The sequence below is a fragment of the Oceanicoccus sp. genome (assembly GCF_029238675.1).
GTDB lineage: Bacteria > Pseudomonadota > Gammaproteobacteria > Pseudomonadales > Dasaniaceae > Oceanicoccus.
In genome coordinates this window covers 1-21,671 of the sequence record NZ_JAQWFR010000005.1, presented here as the reverse complement: position 1 = coordinate 21,671, position 21,671 = coordinate 1, and the positions used below count along the sequence as shown (strand labels likewise).

General features: G+C 48.6%; 17 protein-coding genes and 1 tRNA gene. 12 read left to right on the top strand and 6 right to left on the bottom strand.

Annotation, left to right across the window (positions count from 1 at the left end; genetic code table 11):
- The first annotated feature begins 62 nt into the window (after positions 1 to 62).
- The 3 genes from dnaE to tilS all read left to right on the top strand — a co-directional run bounded on the left by dnaE (position 63) and on the right by tilS (position 6,128).
- A complete protein-coding gene (dnaE, locus tag P8H32_RS02075) occupies positions 63 to 3,674 on the top strand; it encodes a DNA polymerase III subunit alpha (RefSeq protein ID WP_301088355.1) in 3,612 nt (1,203 codons plus the stop codon).
- A gap of 120 nt (positions 3,675 to 3,794) precedes the next feature.
- A complete protein-coding gene (locus tag P8H32_RS02070) occupies positions 3,795 to 4,745 on the top strand; it encodes an acetyl-CoA carboxylase carboxyltransferase subunit alpha (protein WP_301088354.1) in 951 nt (316 codons plus the stop codon).
- A 66-nt stretch (positions 4,746 to 4,811) separates the two neighbouring features.
- Positions 4,812 to 6,128: a tRNA lysidine(34) synthetase TilS gene (tilS, locus tag P8H32_RS02065; protein WP_301088353.1), complete on the top strand. Its 1,317-nt coding sequence runs from the start codon at positions 4,812 to 4,814 to the stop codon at positions 6,126 to 6,128.
- Here the strand turns inward: tilS and P8H32_RS02060 are convergent.
- Positions 6,125 to 7,498 (bottom strand): fibronectin type III domain-containing protein, encoded by a 1,374-nt coding sequence (locus P8H32_RS02060; protein ID WP_301088352.1) that lies wholly within the window; start codon positions 7,496 to 7,498, stop codon positions 6,125 to 6,127. The genes tilS and P8H32_RS02060 overlap by 4 nt on opposite strands.
- Positions 7,499 to 7,808: 310 nt before the next feature.
- Between P8H32_RS02060 and gltX the strand changes: the two genes are divergently transcribed.
- The 3 genes from gltX to P8H32_RS02045 all read left to right on the top strand — a co-directional run bounded on the left by gltX (position 7,809) and on the right by P8H32_RS02045 (position 11,287).
- On the top strand, positions 7,809 to 9,296 hold the full coding sequence (gltX, locus tag P8H32_RS02055) for a glutamate--tRNA ligase (RefSeq protein ID WP_297290998.1): 1,488 nt from the start codon (positions 7,809 to 7,811) through the stop codon (positions 9,294 to 9,296).
- Positions 9,297 to 9,505: 209 nt separating this feature from the next.
- Positions 9,506 to 11,125 (top strand): hypothetical protein, encoded by a 1,620-nt coding sequence (locus P8H32_RS02050; RefSeq protein WP_301088351.1) that lies wholly within the window; start codon positions 9,506 to 9,508, stop codon positions 11,123 to 11,125.
- 86 nt (positions 11,126 to 11,211) lie between these two features.
- Positions 11,212 to 11,287 (top strand) — tRNA-Ala (locus tag P8H32_RS02045).
- A gap of 45 nt (positions 11,288 to 11,332) precedes the next feature.
- On the opposite strand, the gene P8H32_RS02040 is transcribed toward P8H32_RS02045, so the two are convergent.
- The 4 genes from P8H32_RS02040 to P8H32_RS02025 form a co-directional block, all read right to left on the bottom strand.
- Positions 11,333 to 12,523, bottom strand: coding sequence for a tyrosine-type recombinase/integrase (locus P8H32_RS02040; RefSeq protein WP_301088350.1), 1,191 nt, complete (start codon positions 12,521 to 12,523; stop codon positions 11,333 to 11,335).
- 371 nt (positions 12,524 to 12,894) lie between these two features.
- Positions 12,895 to 13,329: a hypothetical protein gene (locus P8H32_RS02035; protein ID WP_301088349.1), complete on the bottom strand. Its 435-nt coding sequence runs from the start codon at positions 13,327 to 13,329 to the stop codon at positions 12,895 to 12,897.
- Between the two features lie 4 nt (positions 13,330 to 13,333).
- Positions 13,334 to 13,651 carry a type II toxin-antitoxin system HigB family toxin gene (locus P8H32_RS02030; RefSeq protein WP_301088348.1) on the bottom strand — a complete coding sequence of 106 codons (318 nt, stop codon included), beginning with the start codon at positions 13,649 to 13,651 and terminating at the stop codon, positions 13,334 to 13,336.
- Positions 13,652 to 13,758: 107 nt separating this feature from the next.
- Positions 13,759 to 14,256, bottom strand: coding sequence for a hypothetical protein (locus tag P8H32_RS02025; RefSeq protein ID WP_301088347.1), 498 nt, complete (start codon positions 14,254 to 14,256; stop codon positions 13,759 to 13,761).
- Between the two features lie 166 nt (positions 14,257 to 14,422).
- On the opposite strand from P8H32_RS02025, the gene P8H32_RS02020 reads away from it, so the two are divergent.
- The 3 genes from P8H32_RS02020 to P8H32_RS02010 all read left to right on the top strand — a co-directional run bounded on the left by P8H32_RS02020 (position 14,423) and on the right by P8H32_RS02010 (position 17,932).
- Positions 14,423 to 14,668 (top strand): DNA-binding transcriptional regulator, encoded by a 246-nt coding sequence (locus P8H32_RS02020; protein WP_301088346.1) that lies wholly within the window; start codon positions 14,423 to 14,425, stop codon positions 14,666 to 14,668.
- A 1,111-nt stretch (positions 14,669 to 15,779) separates the two neighbouring features.
- A complete protein-coding gene (locus P8H32_RS02015) occupies positions 15,780 to 16,256 on the top strand; it encodes a hypothetical protein (RefSeq protein ID WP_301088345.1) in 477 nt (158 codons plus the stop codon).
- 275 nt (positions 16,257 to 16,531) lie between these two features.
- Positions 16,532 to 17,932 carry an L-serine ammonia-lyase gene (locus P8H32_RS02010; protein WP_301088344.1) on the top strand — a complete coding sequence of 467 codons (1,401 nt, stop codon included), beginning with the start codon at positions 16,532 to 16,534 and terminating at the stop codon, positions 17,930 to 17,932.
- 381 nt (positions 17,933 to 18,313) lie between these two features.
- Here P8H32_RS02010 and P8H32_RS02005 read toward each other — a convergent pair whose 3' ends face one another.
- Positions 18,314 to 19,201 (bottom strand): LysR family transcriptional regulator, encoded by an 888-nt coding sequence (locus tag P8H32_RS02005; RefSeq protein WP_301088343.1) that lies wholly within the window; start codon positions 19,199 to 19,201, stop codon positions 18,314 to 18,316.
- 155 nt (positions 19,202 to 19,356) lie between these two features.
- Between P8H32_RS02005 and P8H32_RS02000 the strand changes: the two genes are divergently transcribed.
- The 3 genes from P8H32_RS02000 to P8H32_RS01990 all read left to right on the top strand — a co-directional run.
- Entirely contained in the window at positions 19,357 to 20,244 is an 888-nt protein-coding gene (locus P8H32_RS02000; RefSeq protein ID WP_301088342.1) for a 3-keto-5-aminohexanoate cleavage protein, read from the top strand.
- 26 nt (positions 20,245 to 20,270) lie between these two features.
- Positions 20,271 to 21,404, top strand: a complete 1,134-nt coding sequence (locus P8H32_RS01995) for a Gfo/Idh/MocA family oxidoreductase (protein WP_301088341.1) — start codon at positions 20,271 to 20,273, stop codon at positions 21,402 to 21,404.
- Positions 21,397 to 21,671: gamma carbonic anhydrase family protein (locus P8H32_RS01990; RefSeq protein WP_367279137.1), on the top strand; the 275-nt coding region annotated here is incomplete at its 3' end. The genes P8H32_RS01995 and P8H32_RS01990, both read left to right, overlap by 8 nt.

The following is a 21,671-nucleotide window of genomic DNA, read 5'->3' as shown; positions in this document are numbered from 1 at the left end:
GATTCCGTTACACTCGATGCCTATAAAACCTCTAATTATCACCGACCAACCGTAGTCCTTTTATGAGCGCCTCCTTCGTCCATCTCCGCCTTCACAGTGAATTTTCATTGATTGATGGCCTGGTTCGTATCAAGCCTTTGGTGAAGCAGGTGGCGGAGTTAGGGATGCCTGCGGTGGCGTTGACCGACCACACCAACTTCTATGCCCTGATCAAATTTTATAAGGCCGCTATTGGTGCTGGTATAAAACCCATCTATGGCAGTGACTTTCATCTGGTGGACGATAATGATGAAACCCAGATCAGCAGTCTGTGTTTATTGGCGCAAAATAATCAAGGCTATCGCAACCTTACCGAATTAATATCCAGGGCTTATCAGCAAGGCCAGCGTTTGGGCGTGCCCTATATTAAGCGCTCCTGGCTGGCAGAATATGCTGACGGATTGATTGCCTTGTCAGGCGGTCGCAAGGGGGAAATAGGGCAGGCCTTACTCGCCTCCAGACACGATGAAGCCAGGCAGCGACTGGGCGAACTCATGGCTTTGTTTCCCAATCGTTTTTATCTTGAGCTACAGCGTACTGGTCGCCAATATGAAGAGGACTATCTGCATGCGGCGGTTGAGTTGGCCGCTGAGCTGGATTGCCCCGTGGTTGCTACCAATGAAGTTTGCTTCTTAAATAGCAGTGACTTTGAGGCCCATGAAACCCGAGTATGTATTCACGACGGCAGGGCTTTGGATGATCCGCGGCGCAACCGTGGTTATAGTGAAGAGCAATACCTTCGCTCCCCGGAAGAAATGCAGGAGCTATTTAGTGATATTCCTGAAGCCCTGGCCAATACCGTTGAAATTGCCAAGCGCTGCAATGTTGAAATTTCCCTGGGTACTTATTATTTACCAGAGTACCCCATTCCCGACAATTTTGAGAATGATCCCTTTTTCAAAATTGAATCCTACCAAGGGCTTAAGCAACAAACCGAGAAGTCCTTAAAAGCCAAATGGGAGGGCAAGGAAAATACACCCGAGTATGCCAAGGAATTAATTACCGGCATATTTTTTAGAAAAATTTCCATTGAAGGTTTAAACGAACGACTGGATTTTTTATTTGCTGAAAAGGCCAAAGAAAAAGCTCCTGAGTATCGAGAGCGTCTGGATTTTGAACTCGATATTATTTTGGAGATGGGTTTTCCGGGTTACTTCCTGATCGTAATGGACTTTATCCAGTGGTCCAAAGACCATGACATTCCTGTAGGCCCAGGCCGTGGTTCCGGTGCGGGTTCACTGGTAGCCTATGCCCAGAAAATCACCGACCTTGATCCCCTTGAATACGACTTGCTGTTTGAGCGTTTCCTAAACCCTGAACGGGTTTCCATGCCGGATTTTGATGTCGATTTCTGTATGGATAATCGCGACCAGGTGATTAGCTATGTAGCCGATAACTACGGCCGTGATGCAGTAAGCCAGATTATTACCTTCGGTACCATGGCTGCAAAAGCGGTAGTGCGCGATGTGGCCAGAGCTCAGGGTAAATCCTATGGCCTGGCCGATAAACTCTCAAAAATGATTCCGTTTGAAGTAGGTATGACCCTGCAAAAAGGTTTCGAACAGGAAGAAGTGCTCAGGGATTTTCTGCGCGATGATGAGCAGGCGCAAGAAATCTGGGATATGGCGCTTCAGCTTGAGGGCGTCACCCGGAATGTCGGTAAGCACGCCGGTGGTGTGGTAATCGCCCCGTCCAAATTAACAGACTTTGCACCACTGTATTGCGATGAAAGTGGTAGCGGCCTGGTAACCCAATTCGATAAAAACGATGTTGAAGAAGCGGGTTTGGTTAAATTCGATTTCCTGGGCTTGCGTACCCTGACCATTATCGACTGGGCGTTGAAAATGATTAACCGCCCGCAACAAGATGGCAGCTGCGCCAATATAGAAATTGAGCGTATCCCCCTGGATGACCCTGCTTCCTACCAGCTACTAAAGCGTGCAGAAACCACCGCGATTTTCCAGCTGGAATCCCGGGGTATGAAAGATCTGATCAAACGCCTGCAACCGGATAATCTGGAAGATATGATTGCACTGGTAGCGCTGTTCCGTCCCGGTCCACTGGATTCCGGGATGGTTGATGACTTCGTTAACCGTAAGCACGGTCGAGCCGAGGTAGCCTACCCCGATGCCCAGTACCAACACGAATGGTTAAAGCCTATTCTTGAACCGACTTACGGCGTTATTGTTTACCAGGAACAGGTTATGCAAATCGCCCAGGAACTGGCGGGCTATAGTCTGGGGGGGGCGGATATGTTGCGTCGTGCCATGGGTAAGAAAAAACCCGAAGAAATGGCCAAACAACGCAAGACCTTTGAAGAGGGCGCGAAAAATAAAGGGGTGGATCCCACTCTGGCGATTAAGATTTTTGATCTGGTAGAAAAGTTTGCCGGTTATGGTTTTAACAAATCTCACTCCGCCGCCTATGCATTAGTTTCCTACCAGACCGCCTGGCTAAAAACCCATTACCCCGCTGAGTTTATGGCGGCCACCATGAGCTCGGAATTACAGAACACCGATAAAATTGTCATCTTTATTGAAGAATGCCGCGCAATGGAACTGGATTACCGCCTGCCCGATGTCAATGAAGGCGAGTATATGTTTACGGTTAACAAAGAAGGCGCCATTGTTTACGGTTTGGGAGCGATTAAAGGCTTGGGTGAAGGGCCTATCGAAAATATTATTGCCGCTCGCGATGAAGGCGGTGCCTTTAAAAACTTATTTGATTTTTGTGAGCGTACCGACCCACGTAAAGTGAATAAGCGTGCCATTGAAGCATTAATCCGCTCGGGTTCCTTCGATACTTTGGGCGTAGAAAGGGCCGTATTATTGTCCTCCATGCCCGAAGCAGTTAAAGCCGCGGAGCAAAGCGCCGGTAATCGTGATGCCGGTATGATGGATTTATTTGGCGATGTAGTTCAGGCCGATGACAGCGGCGATGTCTATGCGGATCATCATAAAGTCAGGCCGCTAACACCTAAAGAAAAACTCGGCGGTGAGAAAGATACACTGGGTCTTTATGTCACCGGTCACCCGATTGATGAATATGAAAAAGAACTGCGTCAGTTTGTTCGCAACCGCATTGTTGATTTAAAAGCCGATTTTAATCATCAAACCATGGCCGGTCTGGTGGTAGATCTACGCACTATGAAAAACAAGCGCGGCGATACCATGGCGTTTTTAACCCTGGATGATCGTTCCGCCCGAATTGAAATCAGTTTATTTTCCGAAGCCTTTGAAGAGGCAAGAGAGAAAATCAGCAAGGGCGCGATTCTGGTGGTAGAGGGCAAAGTCGCCTTTGATGATTATTCTGGACAGCTGAAAGTCCGTGGCAGCAGCGTAAGAACTCTGTTAGAGGCTCGCCAGTCTAATGTCAAAGCCCTTGAGTTGACCCTGTGCACCGCCGACTTTAACGGAATTAATGGCAAAAATGGCTTTAGCAGTGAGTTTAAGCGCTTATTGGAACCCAGTCGCTTAAATGGACGCTGCCCGGTATTGATCGACTACCAGCGCGATGGTGCCAAAGGCCAGGTTCGCTTGGGCAGTGAATGGCAGATTCAGCCCAGTGATGAGCTTATTCAACGTTTAAAAGACCGGTTTGGTGACAACAGCGTCCGCCTCGATTTTGGCGAGTAAAATGCGCTTTAGCGACTCAGAGGGTCGACTATAAGGCCAGAATCGCGTATCGTTGCGCGCAGCCATCTATCCGTTTTAACAGACGTATAACAGACACTATATTGATACTATATTGATACTATGAACCCCAATTACCTCGATTTTGAACAACCCATCGCTGAGCTAGAAGTAAAGATTGAAGAACTGCAGTTGGTGGGTTCCGATAATGACATCAATATCGGCGAAGAGATCAATAAGCTGCGTGAAAAAAGCACCAAGCTTACCGAGAAAATCTATTCTGACCTAAGCCCATGGGAGACCGTCAAAGTAGCGCGTCACCCCATGCGTCCCTACACCCTGGACTATATCTCCCGTGTATTTACCGATTTTGAAGAACTGCACGGTGACCGTCACTTTGCCGATGACTCCGCTATTGTTGGCGGTTTGGCCCGCTTGAATGGTGAGCCCGTGATGGTTATCGGTCAGGAAAAAGGTCGCGGTGTACAGGAAAAGGTCAAGCGCAACTTTGGTATGCCCAAGCCTGAAGGCTACCGCAAAGCCCTGCGTTTAATGGAAATGGCTGAGCGTTTTAAATTACCCATCGTTACCCTGATCGATACACCGGGGGCCTATCCGGGTATTGATTCAGAAGAGCGTGGTATCTCCGAAGCCATCGCCCAGAACCTGGCGGTTATGTCCCGGCTTAAAACCCCAATTATCTGTGTGGTGATTGGTGAAGGTAGCTCTGGCGGTGCTTTAGGTATCGGTGTTGGCGACCATTTGGCCATGCTGCAATACGCCACCTACTTTGTTATTTCCCCTGAAGGCTGCGCCAATATTATTTGGAAGACTTCAGAAAAGGCACCTGATGCAGCAGAAGCTATGGGCCTGACCTCAACGGTACTGGAAGGTCTTGGTATTGTTGATTCGACCATTAAAGAGCCTTTAGGTGGTGCCCATCGGGATATCGATGTGATGGCCAACCGCATTAAAGAACATTTGGTTGAGCAGCTAGCCGAACTCAAAGCATTACCTGAAGATCAGCTATTAGATAAACGCTACCAGCGCTTAATGTCCTACGGCAATGAGTAAAAGGTAGGGTGGATTGTAATCCACCTTCAACAGCGGTGGATTACAATCCACCCTACGAAGAAGAGTATGTCTTTTTCATCCATTGAGCTTGTTAAACAGCTTACCCCTTTTCTGGATGCCCCTCGCTGGCTGGTAGCCTATAGCGGCGGTGTTGACTCCCACGTGCTGTTGCACAGCCTGCTGCAATATCCCAATCATCCTCCCATTGAAGCCGTCCATATTAATCATCAGTTACAGGATGAGGCAGGGCAGTGGCAACAACACTGCCAGCAACAGGCTGATCAGTTAAATATCCCCTTGCATACAATCACCGTGGCTGTGGATACAACAGGCAGCCTCGAAGAGCAGGCCCGTAAAGCGCGCTATCAGGCGTTTGAAGCACTACTTGAGCCTGGTGATGTTTTGCTGATGGGACATCATCGGGATGACCAGGTTGAAACCCTGATGCTGCGCCTGTTGCGAGGCAGTGGTTCCCGCGGGCTTGCCGCTATGCCTTTCAGCCGCCCGCTGGGGCAGGGGTTGTTGGCGCGGCCTTTACTTGAGCTTCCCCGCAGTGCGATTGAGCAGTACGCCAAAGAGCACGCAATACAATGGGTTGAAGACCCCAGTAATCAAAGCACTGACTTTGACCGGAATTTTCTGCGCAGCGACTTATTACCAACTATAGCATCACGCTGGCCAGCATATCGACAAACACTGGCACGAGCAGCATCCCTTAGCGAGGAGTCCGCTGAGTTAAACGATGAGCTGGCGCTAATGGATTTTGAACAAGCTTCAGTCTCGCCCCTGCAACCCCAACTCCCTATCGCTTTACTCCAGTCCCTAAGCTTGCTGCGCCAAAAAAACCTGCTGCGTTTCTGGTTTCGGGTCAATGACTTTAGTCTGCCCAGTACCAGGCAGCTACAAATGGTGCTGGCCCAGGCTTTAACAGCCGAGCAACAGGCCCAACCCTTAATCAGTTGGGGGGATGTAGAGGTGAGGCGATTTAAGGGTGCATTATATGTAATGCACCCACTGACCGAGTTTGATGGCCAACAGACTTTTTGCTGGGATATGCAGGCACCGCTGCAAATAGCAGAGGACAGCTGCTTATCACTTGAGCTGCTTTATGGTGAGGGCATAAATCCGGATTTAGTAAACAGCAAAGACATTACTGTCAGATTTCGTCAGGGTGGTGAACGCTGCCAGCCCCAGGGGCGTGGCCACTCCCAGAGCTTAAAAAAACTGTTTCAGGAATATGAACTGGCGCCATGGTTAAGGGACAGGGCGCCTGTACTGTATTGCGATGATGTAATGATAGCGGTTGCTGGCTTGTGGGTTTGTGAGGGCTGGGGCGTTGGCCCTGGTGAACAGGGCCTTGCAATAGAATGGCTTACGGATTAGTCAACGACAAAACTAATCGGCGTTGACATATCGCTTTCCAGCCCGTCAGTGTCAATAGTGGCAATAGCGAAATTGTAGGTGCCGCTAGCCGATAGGGTAATCGACTGGCTGGTGGTGCCGGGGTTACTGATACTCACCACTTCTCCGTCTTCTTCCGCCCCTTCCAGATAATAATAAATTGCATAGCCGGCCAGTTCAGCAACGGTTAAAGGATCACCGTTTAAACGAGTGGTTGGAGCTGACCATGATAGAGTTACCGTGAGGTTCGCTGGCTCATGATTGCTTGAGGATACAACCTCCACATCTACCTGGGGCGCACTTTCATTGCTAGACGTTGGTACTTCAGGGCTCAGGCTAACCGTACCTGCTGTGGGTTGGCTTAATGCAGTCGGTGTTACATTATCACGTGCCACTTGCTTTGCTTCATCGACAATAATTTCATACAGTTCTGAAACCAACATTTGTGTACCGGGAATGGTCAGGGTATTGGGGTCAGTACTTAGAATCTGTTGAACCCTGGTGGTACCCAGTGCTGCCAGTTGAGTGATTGGCTCACCGTCATTTTCACCATCCAGTGTGCCATCCAGCATATCCTCGGCAAAAACCTGTACCAAAGCTTCGGCCTCAATGGTTGTTCCTTCAGTTGCTGATTCATCCTGCACTTTTTCAGCAAGCGCGGCAAACACCTCAATCGTGGTGCGGTAGGCTAAAGACTTTGCCTGGGCAGTGTTGGTTGAGAGGATGGGGGAGCTGGTAAAAATATTGACATCATCATCGAGAATGCCCAAACCGAAAGCCGCTTTAGTCTCCAGCGCGGCATCGTTAACCGCGGAGGCAAAATCAGTCACTGAAATAGCGCTGCTGGAGGCCAGACCGGCAATGGCATAATCAATGGCAAGGGTGGTTAAAGGGGTGGCGTAAACCGGCGTGTTATTACGCAACTGGTCGCTTGTTATTAAGGTGCGCAAAGTTGGAATTACAGGGGTGGCACCGTTAAGTTCTTTACCTAGCGTATATTCGATAATAAAAAATGATTCACTTAAAAACCGGTTCTCAATATCCATCACCAGCTGTGCATTACTATCGGTAAAACCTTCGGCAAGTAGCTGCCCTTTAAAATCGTTAGTGTTGGTATCAATACCATAGAGTGAAGCAATAGCATTGGCTAAGGGCCCCTTTACCGCCATGCTATTGACTTGGGTAACCGTGAAGGTTGTTTCTGTATCGATGGTTTGTGTGTTCTGATTGGGGCTTTGCGAGGTATTGTTGCTCTCAGTGCTCTCAGTACTCTCAGAGCCGCCACCACCACCACAGGCGGTGATGAATAGGGTGAGAAGTGCGATTGATAATAGCTGTTTGGCCAGGTGCATGGTTTTTCCCCGAATGTCTACGAACTGCCAATTTACGTCGTATCTCGAATCATATTTTTAATAATATGCCTGAATCTTAAAGCCAATGTATAGGTAATCAAGCGCTTTCGGGTTTGAAGTCGCTCCCCATGCTGTGTATGTGACTGTGTTCACTGCGGTTGTGTTAGCTGGTGTTGATTATGGCTTCTTATATTTATAGAGTTATCGCTTATTTCCCAGCCCTAACTCTCTGGCAGGGGGTGAGAAATATTCCATCAGCCCGTATAATCGTGCGCCTTAAGCCAACCGTAACAAAGAGAAATTCTCCGCCATGACTGTACGAACCCGTATTGCCCCCTCACCAACGGGTGATCCCCATGTAGGAACAGCCTATATAGCCCTGTTTAACCTGTGCTTTGCCCGCAAGCATGGCGGTAAATTTGTACTGCGCATTGAAGATACTGACCAGACTCGCTCAACCCCTGAATCGGAACAGGCGATCTTTGATTCGCTGCGTTGGATGGGGCTGGAATGGGACGAGGGCCCGGATGTGGGGGGTGAATTTGGCCCCTACCGCCAAAGTGAGCGCAAGGGTATGTATGCCCAATATGCTGAAGATTTGATAACAAAAGGCCATGCCTTCCGCTGTTACCGCACCTCGGAAGAGCTGGATGAACTCCGTGCTGGCCTAAAAGAGCAGGGTTTCAATCGCGCCCTGAAGCCTTACGACCTCGAATTGCCAAAAGACGAAGTGGCAAAGCGCCAAGCTGCTAACGCCCCCTACGTTATTCGTATGAATGTACCCATGGAAGGTAAAGTTGAAGTCGAGGATATGCTACGCGGCACGATGGAGCTGGACTGGACTTTAGTTGATGCCCAGATCTTGCTGAAATCCGACGGTATGCCCACCTACCACCTGGCTAATGTGGTGGACGATCATCTGATGGAAATCACCCATGTACTGCGCGGTGAAGAATGGATTAACTCAGCCCCCAAACATAAATTGCTCTACGAATACTTCGGCTGGGATATGCCAGAGCTCTGCCATTTACCGTTGCTGCGCAACCCGGATAAGTCCAAGCTTAGCAAGCGTAAAAACCCCACCAGCATTTTGTATTACCAGCGCATGGGTTATTTACCAGAAGCCCTGGTCAACTATTTGGGCCGTATGGGTTGGTCCATGCCCGATGAAAGCGAAAAGTTCACACTGCAACAAATGCTGGAGCACTTTGATATCCAGCGTGTCAGTCTTGGCGGTCCCATTTTTGATGTGGAAAAACTCAGCTGGCTCAATGGCCTCTGGATTCGTGAAGACCTTAGCCAGCAAGAGCTTGCCCAACGCCTGCATGATTGGGCTTTAAATAAAGACTATTTATTAAAAATCCTGCCCCATGCCCAACAGCGGATGGAGACCCTCAGTGATTTTGCCCCACTGGCAGCCTTTTTTGCCTCGGGTATGTTGCCCATTAAGGCAGATAGCTTCGCGGGCCTGAAATTGCAGGATGATGAACTGCTTAAAGTGCTGCAATTTGCCCTGTGGAAACTGGAAGCCCTAAGGAGTTGGGAGCGGGACGATATCTTTGCAGCCATGAAAGCGCTGGCAGATAGTCTTGATATCAAAGTTAAAGACTTTTTTGCGCCGCTATTTATTGCTATTGCAGGTACCACATCTTCCGTATCGGTAATCGACTCAATGACCATTCTTGGGCCGGATATGTCCCGCGCCCGTGTTCGGTTTGCCATTGACCAGTTGGGTGGTGTCGGCAAGAAAAAGCTTAAGAAACTGGAAAAGGCGTATGCTGCAATACCTTACAGCTAAGATATGGTGATAGTAGTACCAAATTCAGGACATTTTTATACGCCGAAACTGTTGGCTTAAGCTATGCTTTGCATACAGGGATCATAAATGAGTCATAGCAGCCCCGCCTAAACACTTGATCATAGGACAGTTCAGTGCTTTTTAGACAGCCAACACCCAGCAGCAGAACGCAGCCTTGCGTTGCGCGAATAATCTCTAAGTTAACTTTGGTGGCAGGCCTTCTGGCAGCCAGCCACAGCCATGCCCTGGGTCTGGGCGAGTTGAGTTCGACCTCCTTTCTGGGGCAGCCGCTGGAAGCCAGCATCGACGTGCTGCTAGATGGCGAAGACTACGGCCCCGAAGATATACGTGTACGCCAACTCAATAACGTAGAAGCCAGCAATCTGGGTATTGACCTGGCTGGCTACCAGTCCTATTACCGACTGACGCCAACGCTGGATAACGGCCGCTTGAAAGTCAAACTAATTAGCCGGCAACCGGTCAATGAACCTTTCTTAAATATGCTGGTAGAGCTTAAGTGGCCTAAAGGCACAGTGTATAGAGAGTACACCGTGTTTTTAGATCCTATTACACTACAGCAGTCTTCCGGCCAGCCTTTTGGCCCTGAGCCTGCTAAGCCTGTGGCTATCAAAACCAGCCCGAGCAAGCCCGCCGCAAAAACCATCGACATACAGCCTGGTGCGGCAACCTATCGGGTACGCAGTGGCGATAGCCTGTCCAAAATTGCCAGTCGCCTGGTGGGCGGTACCCAAACATCGCGCCGGGATGTGATGCAGTGGTTACTGGAAAATAACCCCCGTGCTTTTATTAATGGTGAAATGAACCGCCTATTGGCAGGGGTTACCTTAAAGCTGCCAACCGCTAAGCCTGCAACAGCACCAGCCAGTGCTGAGACTACCGAGCGCTTATCCATTATTACTCCTATGGCGGCCCAAGCTGGCACAGCCAAAGGCAAAGACGCCGACACCGACAACCTCAAAGCCCTGGAAACGCAAATGGCGGTAACCAATGAGGTGGTTGACCGGCTGACACGTGAAAACGAAGCAATGCGCTTAAGGCTAATAGCGATTGAGAAGTCGGGGTATGTCGAGTCCTTAGAGCGTTTGGTGATGCTAAAAGAAGAAGAGATCACGACCTTACAGGCGCAACTGGCGACTAAAAACCAGCCTATTACCGAGCCAGCGGCTAAACCACCAGTAACACCCCCCGAACCACAAGCTCCCGCTGTTGAGAAAACTGAACCTTCCAGCGATGATGCCAATACCATTCAGCAGTTATGGATGGCGATCATGTTATTGCTGGCTGCCATGGCCGGTATGTTGTTTTTCCTACTGCGCTGGCGCGCTCAACCCGCATCGGCATCATCAACAAAGGCCGCCGATATCCAGCAAGAAAGCGAGTTGCTTCAAGAGCTGGACGATATTATTGATTCCCAGAGCGCCTTTGATATTACCGCCAATACCGCCGCGTCTTACAAGGATGATGACAAAGACGTCTTTGAGACTATTAACCAGCCTCTGGTCAATCGCTTTAACCGTCGCCCTGATGATATCGTTAAGCAGAGCATTCAGGCCAAGACCCAAACTTACAGTCCACCAGCACTGCAAGAACACGACAAGAACTACCACGACGAAGTTGATGAACTAATCTCTGATGCCATTGAGGCAGCCAACCGCGGCGCCTTTGATGTAGCAGAAGCCTTACTAGTGGCGGAACGCACCCATCAGGCCCGAGACCCCAGTGGCGACCGGGGCGATATCGACTCACGCATTGAATTGGCATTGGAGTTTGTCGAGCAGCTTCGCCAGGGCCAGCATAGCGCTGGTTAAGCATTAAGCTGTTGAATTACTAAACTTTTTCCTATCTGTTATTGACAATAAGAGTGTCCCTACTTATGATGCTGCCTCCCAAATTCGGGGCTATAGCTCAGCTGGGAGAGCGCAACACTGGCAGTGTTGAGGTCAGCGGTTCGATCCCGCTTAGCTCCACCATATTCAGAACCCTCGTAGGCTAATAACCACGGGGGTTTTGTCTTTTTAGAGCCTTATTTTCCTCTCTACTTTCAAGCCCTCAATATTATCGACTGTGGGAGAATTGTGGGAATTGCCCAATTGCGCGTTTCTCACCCTCGCCAAAGTCAATAATGGTTTGACCATTTCCTCACAAGCTTTATTCGATGCAGCCATTAAATTGCTAATCTCCGCCTGCGAATAGTGTGTGGTCATACTGCCATTTGAGTGGCCTAATAAATCCTTCCTATCTTCATGTGAAACGCCTGCGGCACGTAATCTAGTAGCATAGGTATGCCGCAAATTATGTACCCCTTGGCGGATCATTTTCTCTTGGGGTAAGCCACTGGCTACCCACGCTTTTCTCCAAGCCATCGTTCGCAAATTCCGTAGGCGCTTACCTTTGTAACTGAAAACATAGTCGTCGTGTTGGTGGCGAACTTGATTCAATACGGTTTGCGCTGCGTCATTGGGGACTAAGATGCGATCCTGTTTGTTCTTGGTTAACTGCTTCGGTAAAAGAAACAGTGACCGGCCTTCAAACACAATCTCCCAGTCCCACCGTAATTGGCATACCTCCTGCTCCCTTGCGCCGCAGTTGACGTCAAACAAACAAGCTTGGCTTAAGTAGTCGGGCAGTCGCTGAAATAACGCTTTCTGCTCTTCCCAACTCAGCACATAAGACTGGCGAGGTTCGTAGCTTGGCAAAGTAATCAACGGGGCTGTTTCCAACCATGTTAAACCGTGCTCATCGCGCCAACTTCTCGCGGCAAGGTTTAAAATCCGTCTCACTATGGCCAACCTGCGGTTGATCGTACCCTGACTCAACCCTTTGTCTAACTGGTACTTAACAAAAGGTCTTAATGAGCTATCGTGAACCCGCTGTAAAGACAGGTCTTTGATAAAGGGCATTACCGTCGTCAGATTCTCAGCATCCACATGCAAGCTTCGCTTGTGGGTGTTTTCCTCAAGGTATTTAACGGCTGCCTCTTGGAATGTGCGTTCAAGCCGCATACCGTAAATGGTTGCGTTGCGGATATCCGATATCCGTTTAGCTAAGTAGCGTTCCGCTTCTTCGAGATCGCTTGTGCCCGTGCTTTCTCGAAGCGGCGAGTCCAATCCTTTGAGTCGCTTATCGATCCACCAGATATTACCTCGCTGGGTAAGTCCAGGTGATCGACGCCTTGCTCTGTGCTTTTTTGTTGATGATTTGTCCATAAGGGTTTCCTCTTTGGAGGACACCCAACAGCCTGCTTAGTGTAAGTCGCATAAGCATCTAATTCCAGTCGATCAAAACCGATTCCGCGTTTTCCAACAGGTATTATGGTGAGGTAGGGGCGTACAGTGGCATTAAAGGTATGCCTATCCATACCAAGATATGTTGGGGCATCACGAAGGCGGTAAATGCGTTGCAGCATGTTGGGTCACTCTAAAAATCTTGAGGATCATTTTCATCAAGACTTATAAAAAGTGTGACCTTAAATTGATTGTGCGGGTGCTGTCAGGTATTAACCGTACAGAGTGAAAAGATAACTTTATGGCGTAGTTATTTGTAGAGGCAAGTGGGGATTGCAGACTATCGTGTTGATTCACCCACCCAAGAACATAGCAGGCCGAATACCAAACCGTTGCCCTAGTTGTTCCATGGATTGTCGTTGTAAAACTCGCTTTCCGTTAAGTACTTTTGACACCATAGTCTTGTCACCAATTTCAGGAAAATCACTGCCGGTGAGATTGTATTGCCTCATTAGGGTTTTCAATAGGGCAATATCCGTTGGCATCGACATGGCTTCATCAACGAATGCCGTTAACTCACTGTTTTGAGATTCATAGGTTTCAATAGATTGGCTCAACAACTCAATCAGAGGGTTCAGCGGATCGTTAGGTGTATCCTCAGCAGATTCCAGCGTAGCTTCCAAAGCTTCTAAGGCGGCCTCATAATCTGCCTCAGTAGACAGGTTTACATAAGCGTGCGCGGTTTGCATAAATGCTTCATAAGCATCAGTTAGTGCTAACTGTGTCATCACATCACCTCTTTTTACTTTCTCTACGGTACTTCTCGGTTAGCTTGTCGTAATCAGCGTGGTTCACAATGTGTTTAATATAAATACGCCCATTCACAAACTGGATAAAGGCCATCACCCGCAGGTTATTCCCCCCTACATCCAGCACCCACCAACGGTCGTTGTATTTGAAATTATCGAGCGACGGAAAAACGGCTCTTAATTCCTTTGGCGTTTTGAACTGGGTACTGCTCAGTACTCGGTACATCTCCATTAACGCCAATCGGTCGTTGGGGTATTTCTTGGCCGCATCGTTAAACGGCTTTTTGGATAAAACGTGCATAAGTTGCCTGTGTGTCAACACTAAGTCAAGGTTGACTCCTTGTCAACCTCTTGTCTGCGTTACTTTGCCTAAGTTTGTTCGCCTTGTCTATTCACTGCTTTATCTTTCTATGGGGCAACTGATTGAGGTCGGGTGTCGGGGGTGCTGTCTCCCAGTTTTTCAATCAGGCCAACAAAGGTCTCAATGTCTACAGGATTAACCCCCATACATGCAGCCATAGTGTTATAAATACCTGTTCTCTCCTGCATCGTTGGTTCTTGCAGAGCTTTAAAAAACACCGTCTTCTGTAGCGTTCTATCGACTCGACAAGACTCTCGATCACGCCATGCATCATCTAGATTTTCGCAAACATAACGCAAAGTATCCTGCAGCATGATAATCAGGCAATAAAAAGCGCCAGCAGCATTGGGAGAGAGCGCACCACGGTTACTGTTTTCTTCAAATTCCAAGTTATGAAATAGCGCCAACAGATTGATAGCATTCTCAAGTACATCCAGACAATCCGAATAGGAGTGGGAAGAAGGGGTATGAACCAGTGGATGGCTCAATAATGCATAATGGGGAGACACCAAGGGTGCCGATTGTGTAGAATCTTGATCAGTCATAAGAACCTCTTGTCAGGTTGTTGTGATTAGCTCGTCCGAGGTGCTAGTAACATCCCGGGCGGGCGCTTTCTTAAACCCTTTTCGGGTTTGGTAGCTTGTAGCGTTCTGGTACTACCTCTATACTTTAGCCTAAGGTTATATTAAGTTCAATAGGAATGATAAAGGTTTGACTAAAATATTGATTTCGCCTGAGACTTGCAGGGCAGCAAGAGCTCTTTTAAATATCTCGCAATCCGATCTTGCTAAAACGGCCAATCTATCAAAACAAACATTGGTCGATTTTGAGCGCGGTGCGAGAACTCCGTATCCCAATAATTTGTTGGCATTGCAATCAGCTTTAGAAAATCTAGGCGTTGAATTTATTGCGGCTGATGCAAAGAGCGGCTCTGGTGTAAGATTTCTCAAGCCTTAGGCGCGTATCGTTTCACCTTCTTAGCCGTTACTTAATTTAAACCCACCCCCTCTTTCGTTGTAGAGCTTAGCTCTACAACGAAAGAGGGGAGCCATGGAAAAGTCGGTTAAGTGTGTGAACTTTCTTTCAGCGAGGTCTATACCTGTTGCCACTGGTAACGATGCTCCCCCCAAAAAAACTCGCTAGCAACGAGTCTTCTTAAAAAGCTATCTTTTTTGTGTGTATGGTTTTTCGCTGCTTGCAAGTTACCCTCTATGTTGTAATGCCTCCGAATGATCTGCAACGACTACAGACTTAGTCGTAAACGAGTACTTAGTTACCGTTACATGGGCGATAGCTCATCCTTTTTAATAATGAACAGCTACTGTTATCAGCGGCCAAGTTCATATCATCAGTCCATTGGCACTTGCTGTCATTGGCCTATTCACACCACCTTGCCTCTCAGATTGTTTGAGCCTGTCAGGTGGTTATAACGTTCTTTCCCTATTGAACGATTCTTTGTCGTAGTCGGCAAAGTATTCGTATTCAATAAGCGGTATAGAAGTGTAGCCGTTACACCCTTAACGGCACCCGTTGATGGCTAGCAATAGCACTCAACAACTTGACCCATGAAAGTGGGGCAGAACAGACGCAATGAAATTCACCCTAAGGGGCATGCGTCAGCAACTACCGTTGTGGAGTAATTCCATTATGGTTGGCCAGGCTACTAATGGCCAACATTCATTTAACGTTAATCACTCACGCCTAAGGAGGTGAAACCCCAAAGAAAGAAGATCAGAAGGTAAGGAGCAGGTGTCTCTGCTTTAGCGAAGCTACACAGAGACGCCTGTCGGCGACACGGAAAAAACTAATCCAATCAATGTTTTGTGATCGGGTTGGTCGCCAAAAACTGCTACAAACTGCCTGTACAGTTCGAAAGAAGAATCGTTTTATGTTGTTTTCTTTTGAGCACACTTAACCCGCAAGTACTATTTATAGCTTGTTTTGAAGTGAGTTGTACTGACAGTGATTTGCTCTTGCTTCCCTCGGGAAGTCGTCTGATGAAACGCATTCATCAAGCGCGGTCGACGCTCTATTCGATTGTAATACTAACCACAATCAGGGTTACACCATGAGCAAAGTCGGTGGCGGAAGAAATTTTGGATACGGTAAAAAAATAACTTGGGCTGCCAAGAACGCGCTCAATGATCGTTATGGTGACGGCCACTATGGCACAAAGGCGTCCCATGAATGGCGCTGGAAAGTCTTTGCCGATTTTTTGAAATCCGAGTGCAACATAAAAGATGCACGGGATATCAAAAAGGATACGGTAGCCAAATACGGTGATCATTTACGACAGCAGACTCTATCAAAAAGGATGGCAGTAGCCTACGCACAAAATTTATTATCAACGGTGAATATCATCCTTTCTACCATGAGAAAGGATACTCAATTAAGGGCATCACCATCCCTTTTTGTTGGTGAGCGATCCGCCAGTGATCACTGGTGTCCAGACACCGCGCAAGACTCTGCGCTTTGCTGTAGAAAAAACCATCACCACCAATATCGTGGCGACAGGCGGCAATGCCTTGTTGCTGAATTTGGATGAGGGTGGATTAGCTCATTGATCACCCCCTGTCGCTAAAAAGAGGCAATAGTAGGGTCGTGCCTTTATAATAAAACCTTCACAGCGGGGTGGGGATTATTGGTTATAGAGTGTCTTACTATAGGTTGTGTAATGATATTTTTATAGGCGTCCAACAATGACTCATCTCGCAGAACTTGATGCAAGTATCTATGCCGCTTTATTGAAGGAAGCGCAACGTCAGGAAGAGCCTGTTGTTCAGTAATCATGGGTCGAGGTAGTTGGCTGGAGTTCAGACAATGGCACTAAGTGTTTTTGATTTATTTAAAATAGGTATTGGGCCTTCCAGTTCACATACCGTGGGCCCCATGCGGGCTGCCAGGCAGTTTGCTTTAGGGTTGAAATCAGAGGGCCTACTCGACAGTGTTACTCGTATAAAAGCCGAGATGTACGGCTCTTTAGGTGCTACCGGCAAAGGTCATGGCACGCCAAAAGCGGTGCTACTGGGGTTGGAAGGTGGTGAGCCCGAAACGGTAAATATAGAAACCATTGCACAGCGAGTTAGCGCCATCAAAGAGCAAGGCCGGTTGACCTTACTCGGTGAAAGAGCCATCAGCTACACACATGGCGAAGACTTCTGGCTACACAAGCGTGAAGCTTTGCCTTTTCACTCAAATGGTATGCGCTATAGCGCTTTTGATGCACAAGGCGAGATTATAAGCTCACGATTATTTTATTCAGTGGGTGGTGGTTTTGTTGTGGATGAAACTGCGGCCTCGGCTGAGTGCATCGTAGAAGATAGCCGAAGCTTGCCTTATCACTTTACCACCGGCGCCGAGATGCTAGCCCTGTGCAAAACGCATGGCTTAAGTATTTCCGCACTGATGCGTGAAAACGAAAAAGCTTGGCGCGACGATACAGAAACCACCGCAGGCTTACTCAAATTATGGCGAGTCATGCAAGCTTGCGTTGAAGCCGGTATCCATAACGAAGGCGAATTACCGGGCGGCTTAAAAGTCAGTCGACGCGCCAAAAAACTCTATAGCCAGTTACTGGCGAAACCAGAAGCCTCATTGTCTGATCCACTATCCGTACTGGATTGGGTCACCCTATATGCCTTAGCCGTCAATGAAGAAAATGCCGCAGGGGGGCGTATAGTCACCGCACCCACCAACGGTGCCGCTGGCATCATCCCTGCGGTACTGCACTACTACATGCGCTTTTCCCCTAACGCCGGTGACAACGATGTAACCCGCTTCTTACTCACCGCAGGGGCTATCGGCATATTGTATAAAGAGAATGCCTCCATCAGTGGCGCTGAAGTCGGTTGTCAGGGTGAGGTAGGGTCAGCTTGTTCCATGGCAGCGGCAGGCTTGACTGAACTACTGGGCGGAACACCGGAACAAGTAGAAAACGCCGCAGAAATTGCCATGGAGCATAACCTCGGTCTGACCTGCGACCCCATCGGCGGCCTAGTGCAAGTGCCCTGCATCGAGCGTAACGCCATGGCCTCAGTCAAAGCTATTCATGCAGCGCGTGTCGCCATGCGAGGTGACGGCTCCCATTTTGTTTCCTTGGATAAAGTGATCAAAACCATGCGAGAGACTGGGCGAGATATGCATGATAAATACAAAGAGACTGCCCGTGGTGGCCTAGCATTAAATGTTATCGAAGTTCCCGTCAATATTGTGGAGTGCTAGCCGTCTTTCACCGTTTGGATGCATCGACGGCTTCTTTTAGGCGGCTTAGCTGAAACCGAGTAGAAATAATCACTGAAAAAAACAGTCCAGAGGTGGGGTTTTTGGCGGGTGAAGTGTCTTATTTAAATGCATACCGTTTATACACAGATAAGGGGTAGCTAAAACAGCGTTCAAGTAAGGTGCAATATGAGTGTATATCGATACCGAAGGAGTCGGGTGAGTCAAAGGCGAAATAGGCAGGCAACTTGGTTCGTCAATCAGTTATCGGAAGGCAGGCAAGATAATTCGGCAGCGATGAGTAAAACAGTAAGCAACCAAGGTAAACCTAAGAAAGCATTTGCCAGCAATACCTTAACGGGTTGAGAAAAAGGGAGGGGCGCCTCAAACGGTCCTGCCCTCAAGTATGTGCAAAAAGTTTTTTAAACTTGGGTTGGCGTTGTCTTCTTTCCACACCACCGCTCTTTCCAAAACAGCCGCCTTGTCATCAATAGCAATTAACGCAATACCTTCACGGTTAACAATTGAGCCTTCGCTGGCCAGTAAAACACCGTAGCCCTTACGCACCATATCCAGTGAGATAGCCGTGCTTAACGATTGCACATTAGACCTAATATTCACCCCAGCCGTAGTTAACAGTTCAGCCAGTTTATGATCGAATGCCGTAGGGATGTCATTGGCCGAGTAAAGGTGATGCTCATTGGCAATCTCCTTCAGTTTGACTTTTTTACGCCGAGACAAAGGGTGGTTTTCAGGCACCGTCAGCACAACAGGGGAGGGCGACAAGGTCTTTACCGAGCACTCGGCTAGAGCAGCATGGGTAGGTTTAAGCACAAAAATGCAATCCAGTTCACCATTGATAAGCCGCTCCGTCATCGATAGCGAGGTATCTTGATAATACCTTAACACCGCCCCCGGGTACTGATGGTGAAACCCATACAATAAATCCGCCAGAGAGCCAGACGTAAAATCGTCGGTATGGGCAATGCTAAGCAGGCCGGTTTCACCGAGGCTGGCTCGCAATGTATCGCGTTTGGCCTGCTCAAGTTGTTTTAAAATACGCGGCGCCTTGGCGTAAAGCGCCTCACCAGCCGGTGTTAGTTTTACCAGCCGTTTTCGCCCTCGCTCAAACAGTGGTGTGCCTATTTCGGCTTCTAACAATTTGATAGATTGGCTTAAGGGCGGCTGAGTGATGTTCAGGCGTTCTGCCGCTTTGCGAAAATGTAACTCGCTGGCCAGAGTGACGAAATAGCGAAGTTGTCTCAGTTCCATAGCGCCGCCTCAATCAATTTTTTGATTCAAAAAAGCAATCATACGCAATAAATATAACATTAGATAGAATTAATATTTCTTGATAAATTGATCCCAATACACGCTTAAAACAGCAGCTTGCAAACCAGTACTTACCCAGCCGAAGGGATCTTTTTATGACTCGCAAAGTAATTTTAACCTGTGCCGTGGTGGGCGAGAATCAATACAACCAAGCCCACCCCAACTTTCCTGTAACTCCCCAGCAAATTGCTGACGCAGCCCTTGAGGCAGAACAGGCCGGCGCCTCTTCTGTGCATTTGCATGTGCGTGACCCCGAAACGGGGGCGGGCAGCCGTGACCCTGATTTATTTTTAGACATGGCAACCCGTGTACGTGAAAACGGCGTGAAGGCGGTGATGAATATTACCTGCGGTGGCGGGGCCATGTTTTACCCCGACCCAGAGGACGAAAGTCGCGGTGGCCCCCATACCGATGTGGTCTCGGCCGAAGAGCGCTACAAGCATATTGAAATGTGTCTGCCAGAGGTTTGCTCATTAGATGTGACCACCCAAAACCAGCAAGATGGCGACAAATCCTATGTGTACCTAAACACGGAGTATACGCTGCGCAAAATGGCCAAACGCTTTCAAGAGCTAGGTGTTAAACCTGAAATAGAAGTCTTCGCCCCCGGTGATATTTTATTGGCCAATAAAATGCTCGAAGAAGGTTTATTCGACGCGCCCCCTTCTTACCAAATTGTGATGGGCACGCGTTGGGGCTTACCGGCCACCCCTGAAACCCTGATCTATATGAAAAGCCTGCTCCCCCAAAATGCTGTTTGGGCCGCCTTTGGTATTGCGCGCATGCAAATGCCCATTGTCGCCCAAGCCACATTGCTTGGCGGTAATGTCAGAGTAGGGCTAGAAGATAATTTGTATTTAAGTCGTGGCGTGTTTGCCAGCAATGGCGACTTAGTCGCTCGCGCCAAAACCATTATTGAATGTTTAGGTTATGAAGTGGCAACACCCGATGAAGCCCGTGAAATGTTAAACCTAAAATCATAAATAGACGCATCATAAGGGGAGAGCCAATGGCTAAGCCAACAACCATAAAAGTGGGCATGATAGGCCTAGGCGGTGTCGCTCAAGCGCATTTACAAGCGTTTGAATTATTAGCCGCCGAAGGCAATAGCTGTGTGTCATTAGTCGCCGTGTGTGATGTACGGCAAGAGGCGGCCGATACCGTGGCAGAACGTTTTACCGTTGCCGCTTTTGCCGACTATCACGCCTTGCTTGAACAAAGCGACATCGATGTAGCGATGGTATTAACCCCCGCCTCAACACACCGTGCTATCGTTGAAGCTGCCGCTGCAAAAGGCATTGATGTGTTTTGCGAAAAACCCATCGCCGTCACTGCAGAAGATGCCGAGGCCATGGTCGATGCCTGTGCCAATGCCAACGAGGGCAGGGGTGTACGCTTATTTTATGGCTCCTGCTATCGCTACCTCCCCGCCATTATCAAAGCCAAAGCAGTAATCGCCGAAGGTGCCATTGGTGATGTGCAATTGATGACCGAGCAAGCCATTGGTGGCCATGGTATAGACGGTTATACCGAGCTAGCCCCCATTCATTACCCCTTGGGAGGTCCCGGTGGCCCCGGTATGGGTTTGGTCGATCACGGCGTACACCTTATAGATATATTCCCTTGGTTAACCGACAGCACCATTGTTGCAGCCCATGGTCGCGGTTCCGTCTCAGGCCAAGCGGCCGGCAGTGAGTATATGGTGATGCAACTGGCCAATGGCGCAGTAGGGCACCTGCTGTATAACGCAGCAACCTATACGGCGGGCTTGCCCAGCGAAGGTATGTTCAGTGGCGGCCAAGCGTGGCTAACCGATGCCACCGTAGCCGATGCCGGTGGCTGGGAAAACGACCCCGGTTCTATCTCAATTTACGGCAGCCATGGTGCGCTGCGAATATTTCATTACACCAATGCTCTATTTATCAACAACGGCGATGGCCCACAAAAAGTGTCACTAGAGGGGCGTGCAGCGTTTGGTCACTTTGCTTCTCAACTAGAAGATATTGCTGAAACCATTGTTCACAACAAACAGCCTTCAATCAACGGTGCTGCTGGCGTCACGGCATTAAAAGCCTTATTACAAGTGTATCGCTCACCCTCATTACTCACCAACCATACCCTTTTGGAGGTTATCCATGCCTAATGCCCAAGGCCATATTCTGGCGTATAGCACTATCCAGCCGCAATTACACGACAGTGTTTTTGTTGCACCGACGGCTGCCGTCATCGGCGACGTGACCATTGATGAAAACTCCAGCGTTTGGTTTGGTGCCGTATTGCGTGGTGATGAAGTCTCCATCCGTATTGGCACTCGCAGCAACATTCAAGACGGTGTAGTGATTCACGGCGACCATGGTCAAAACGTAGTGATTGGTAATGATGTCACCATTGGTCACGGTGCCATTATTCA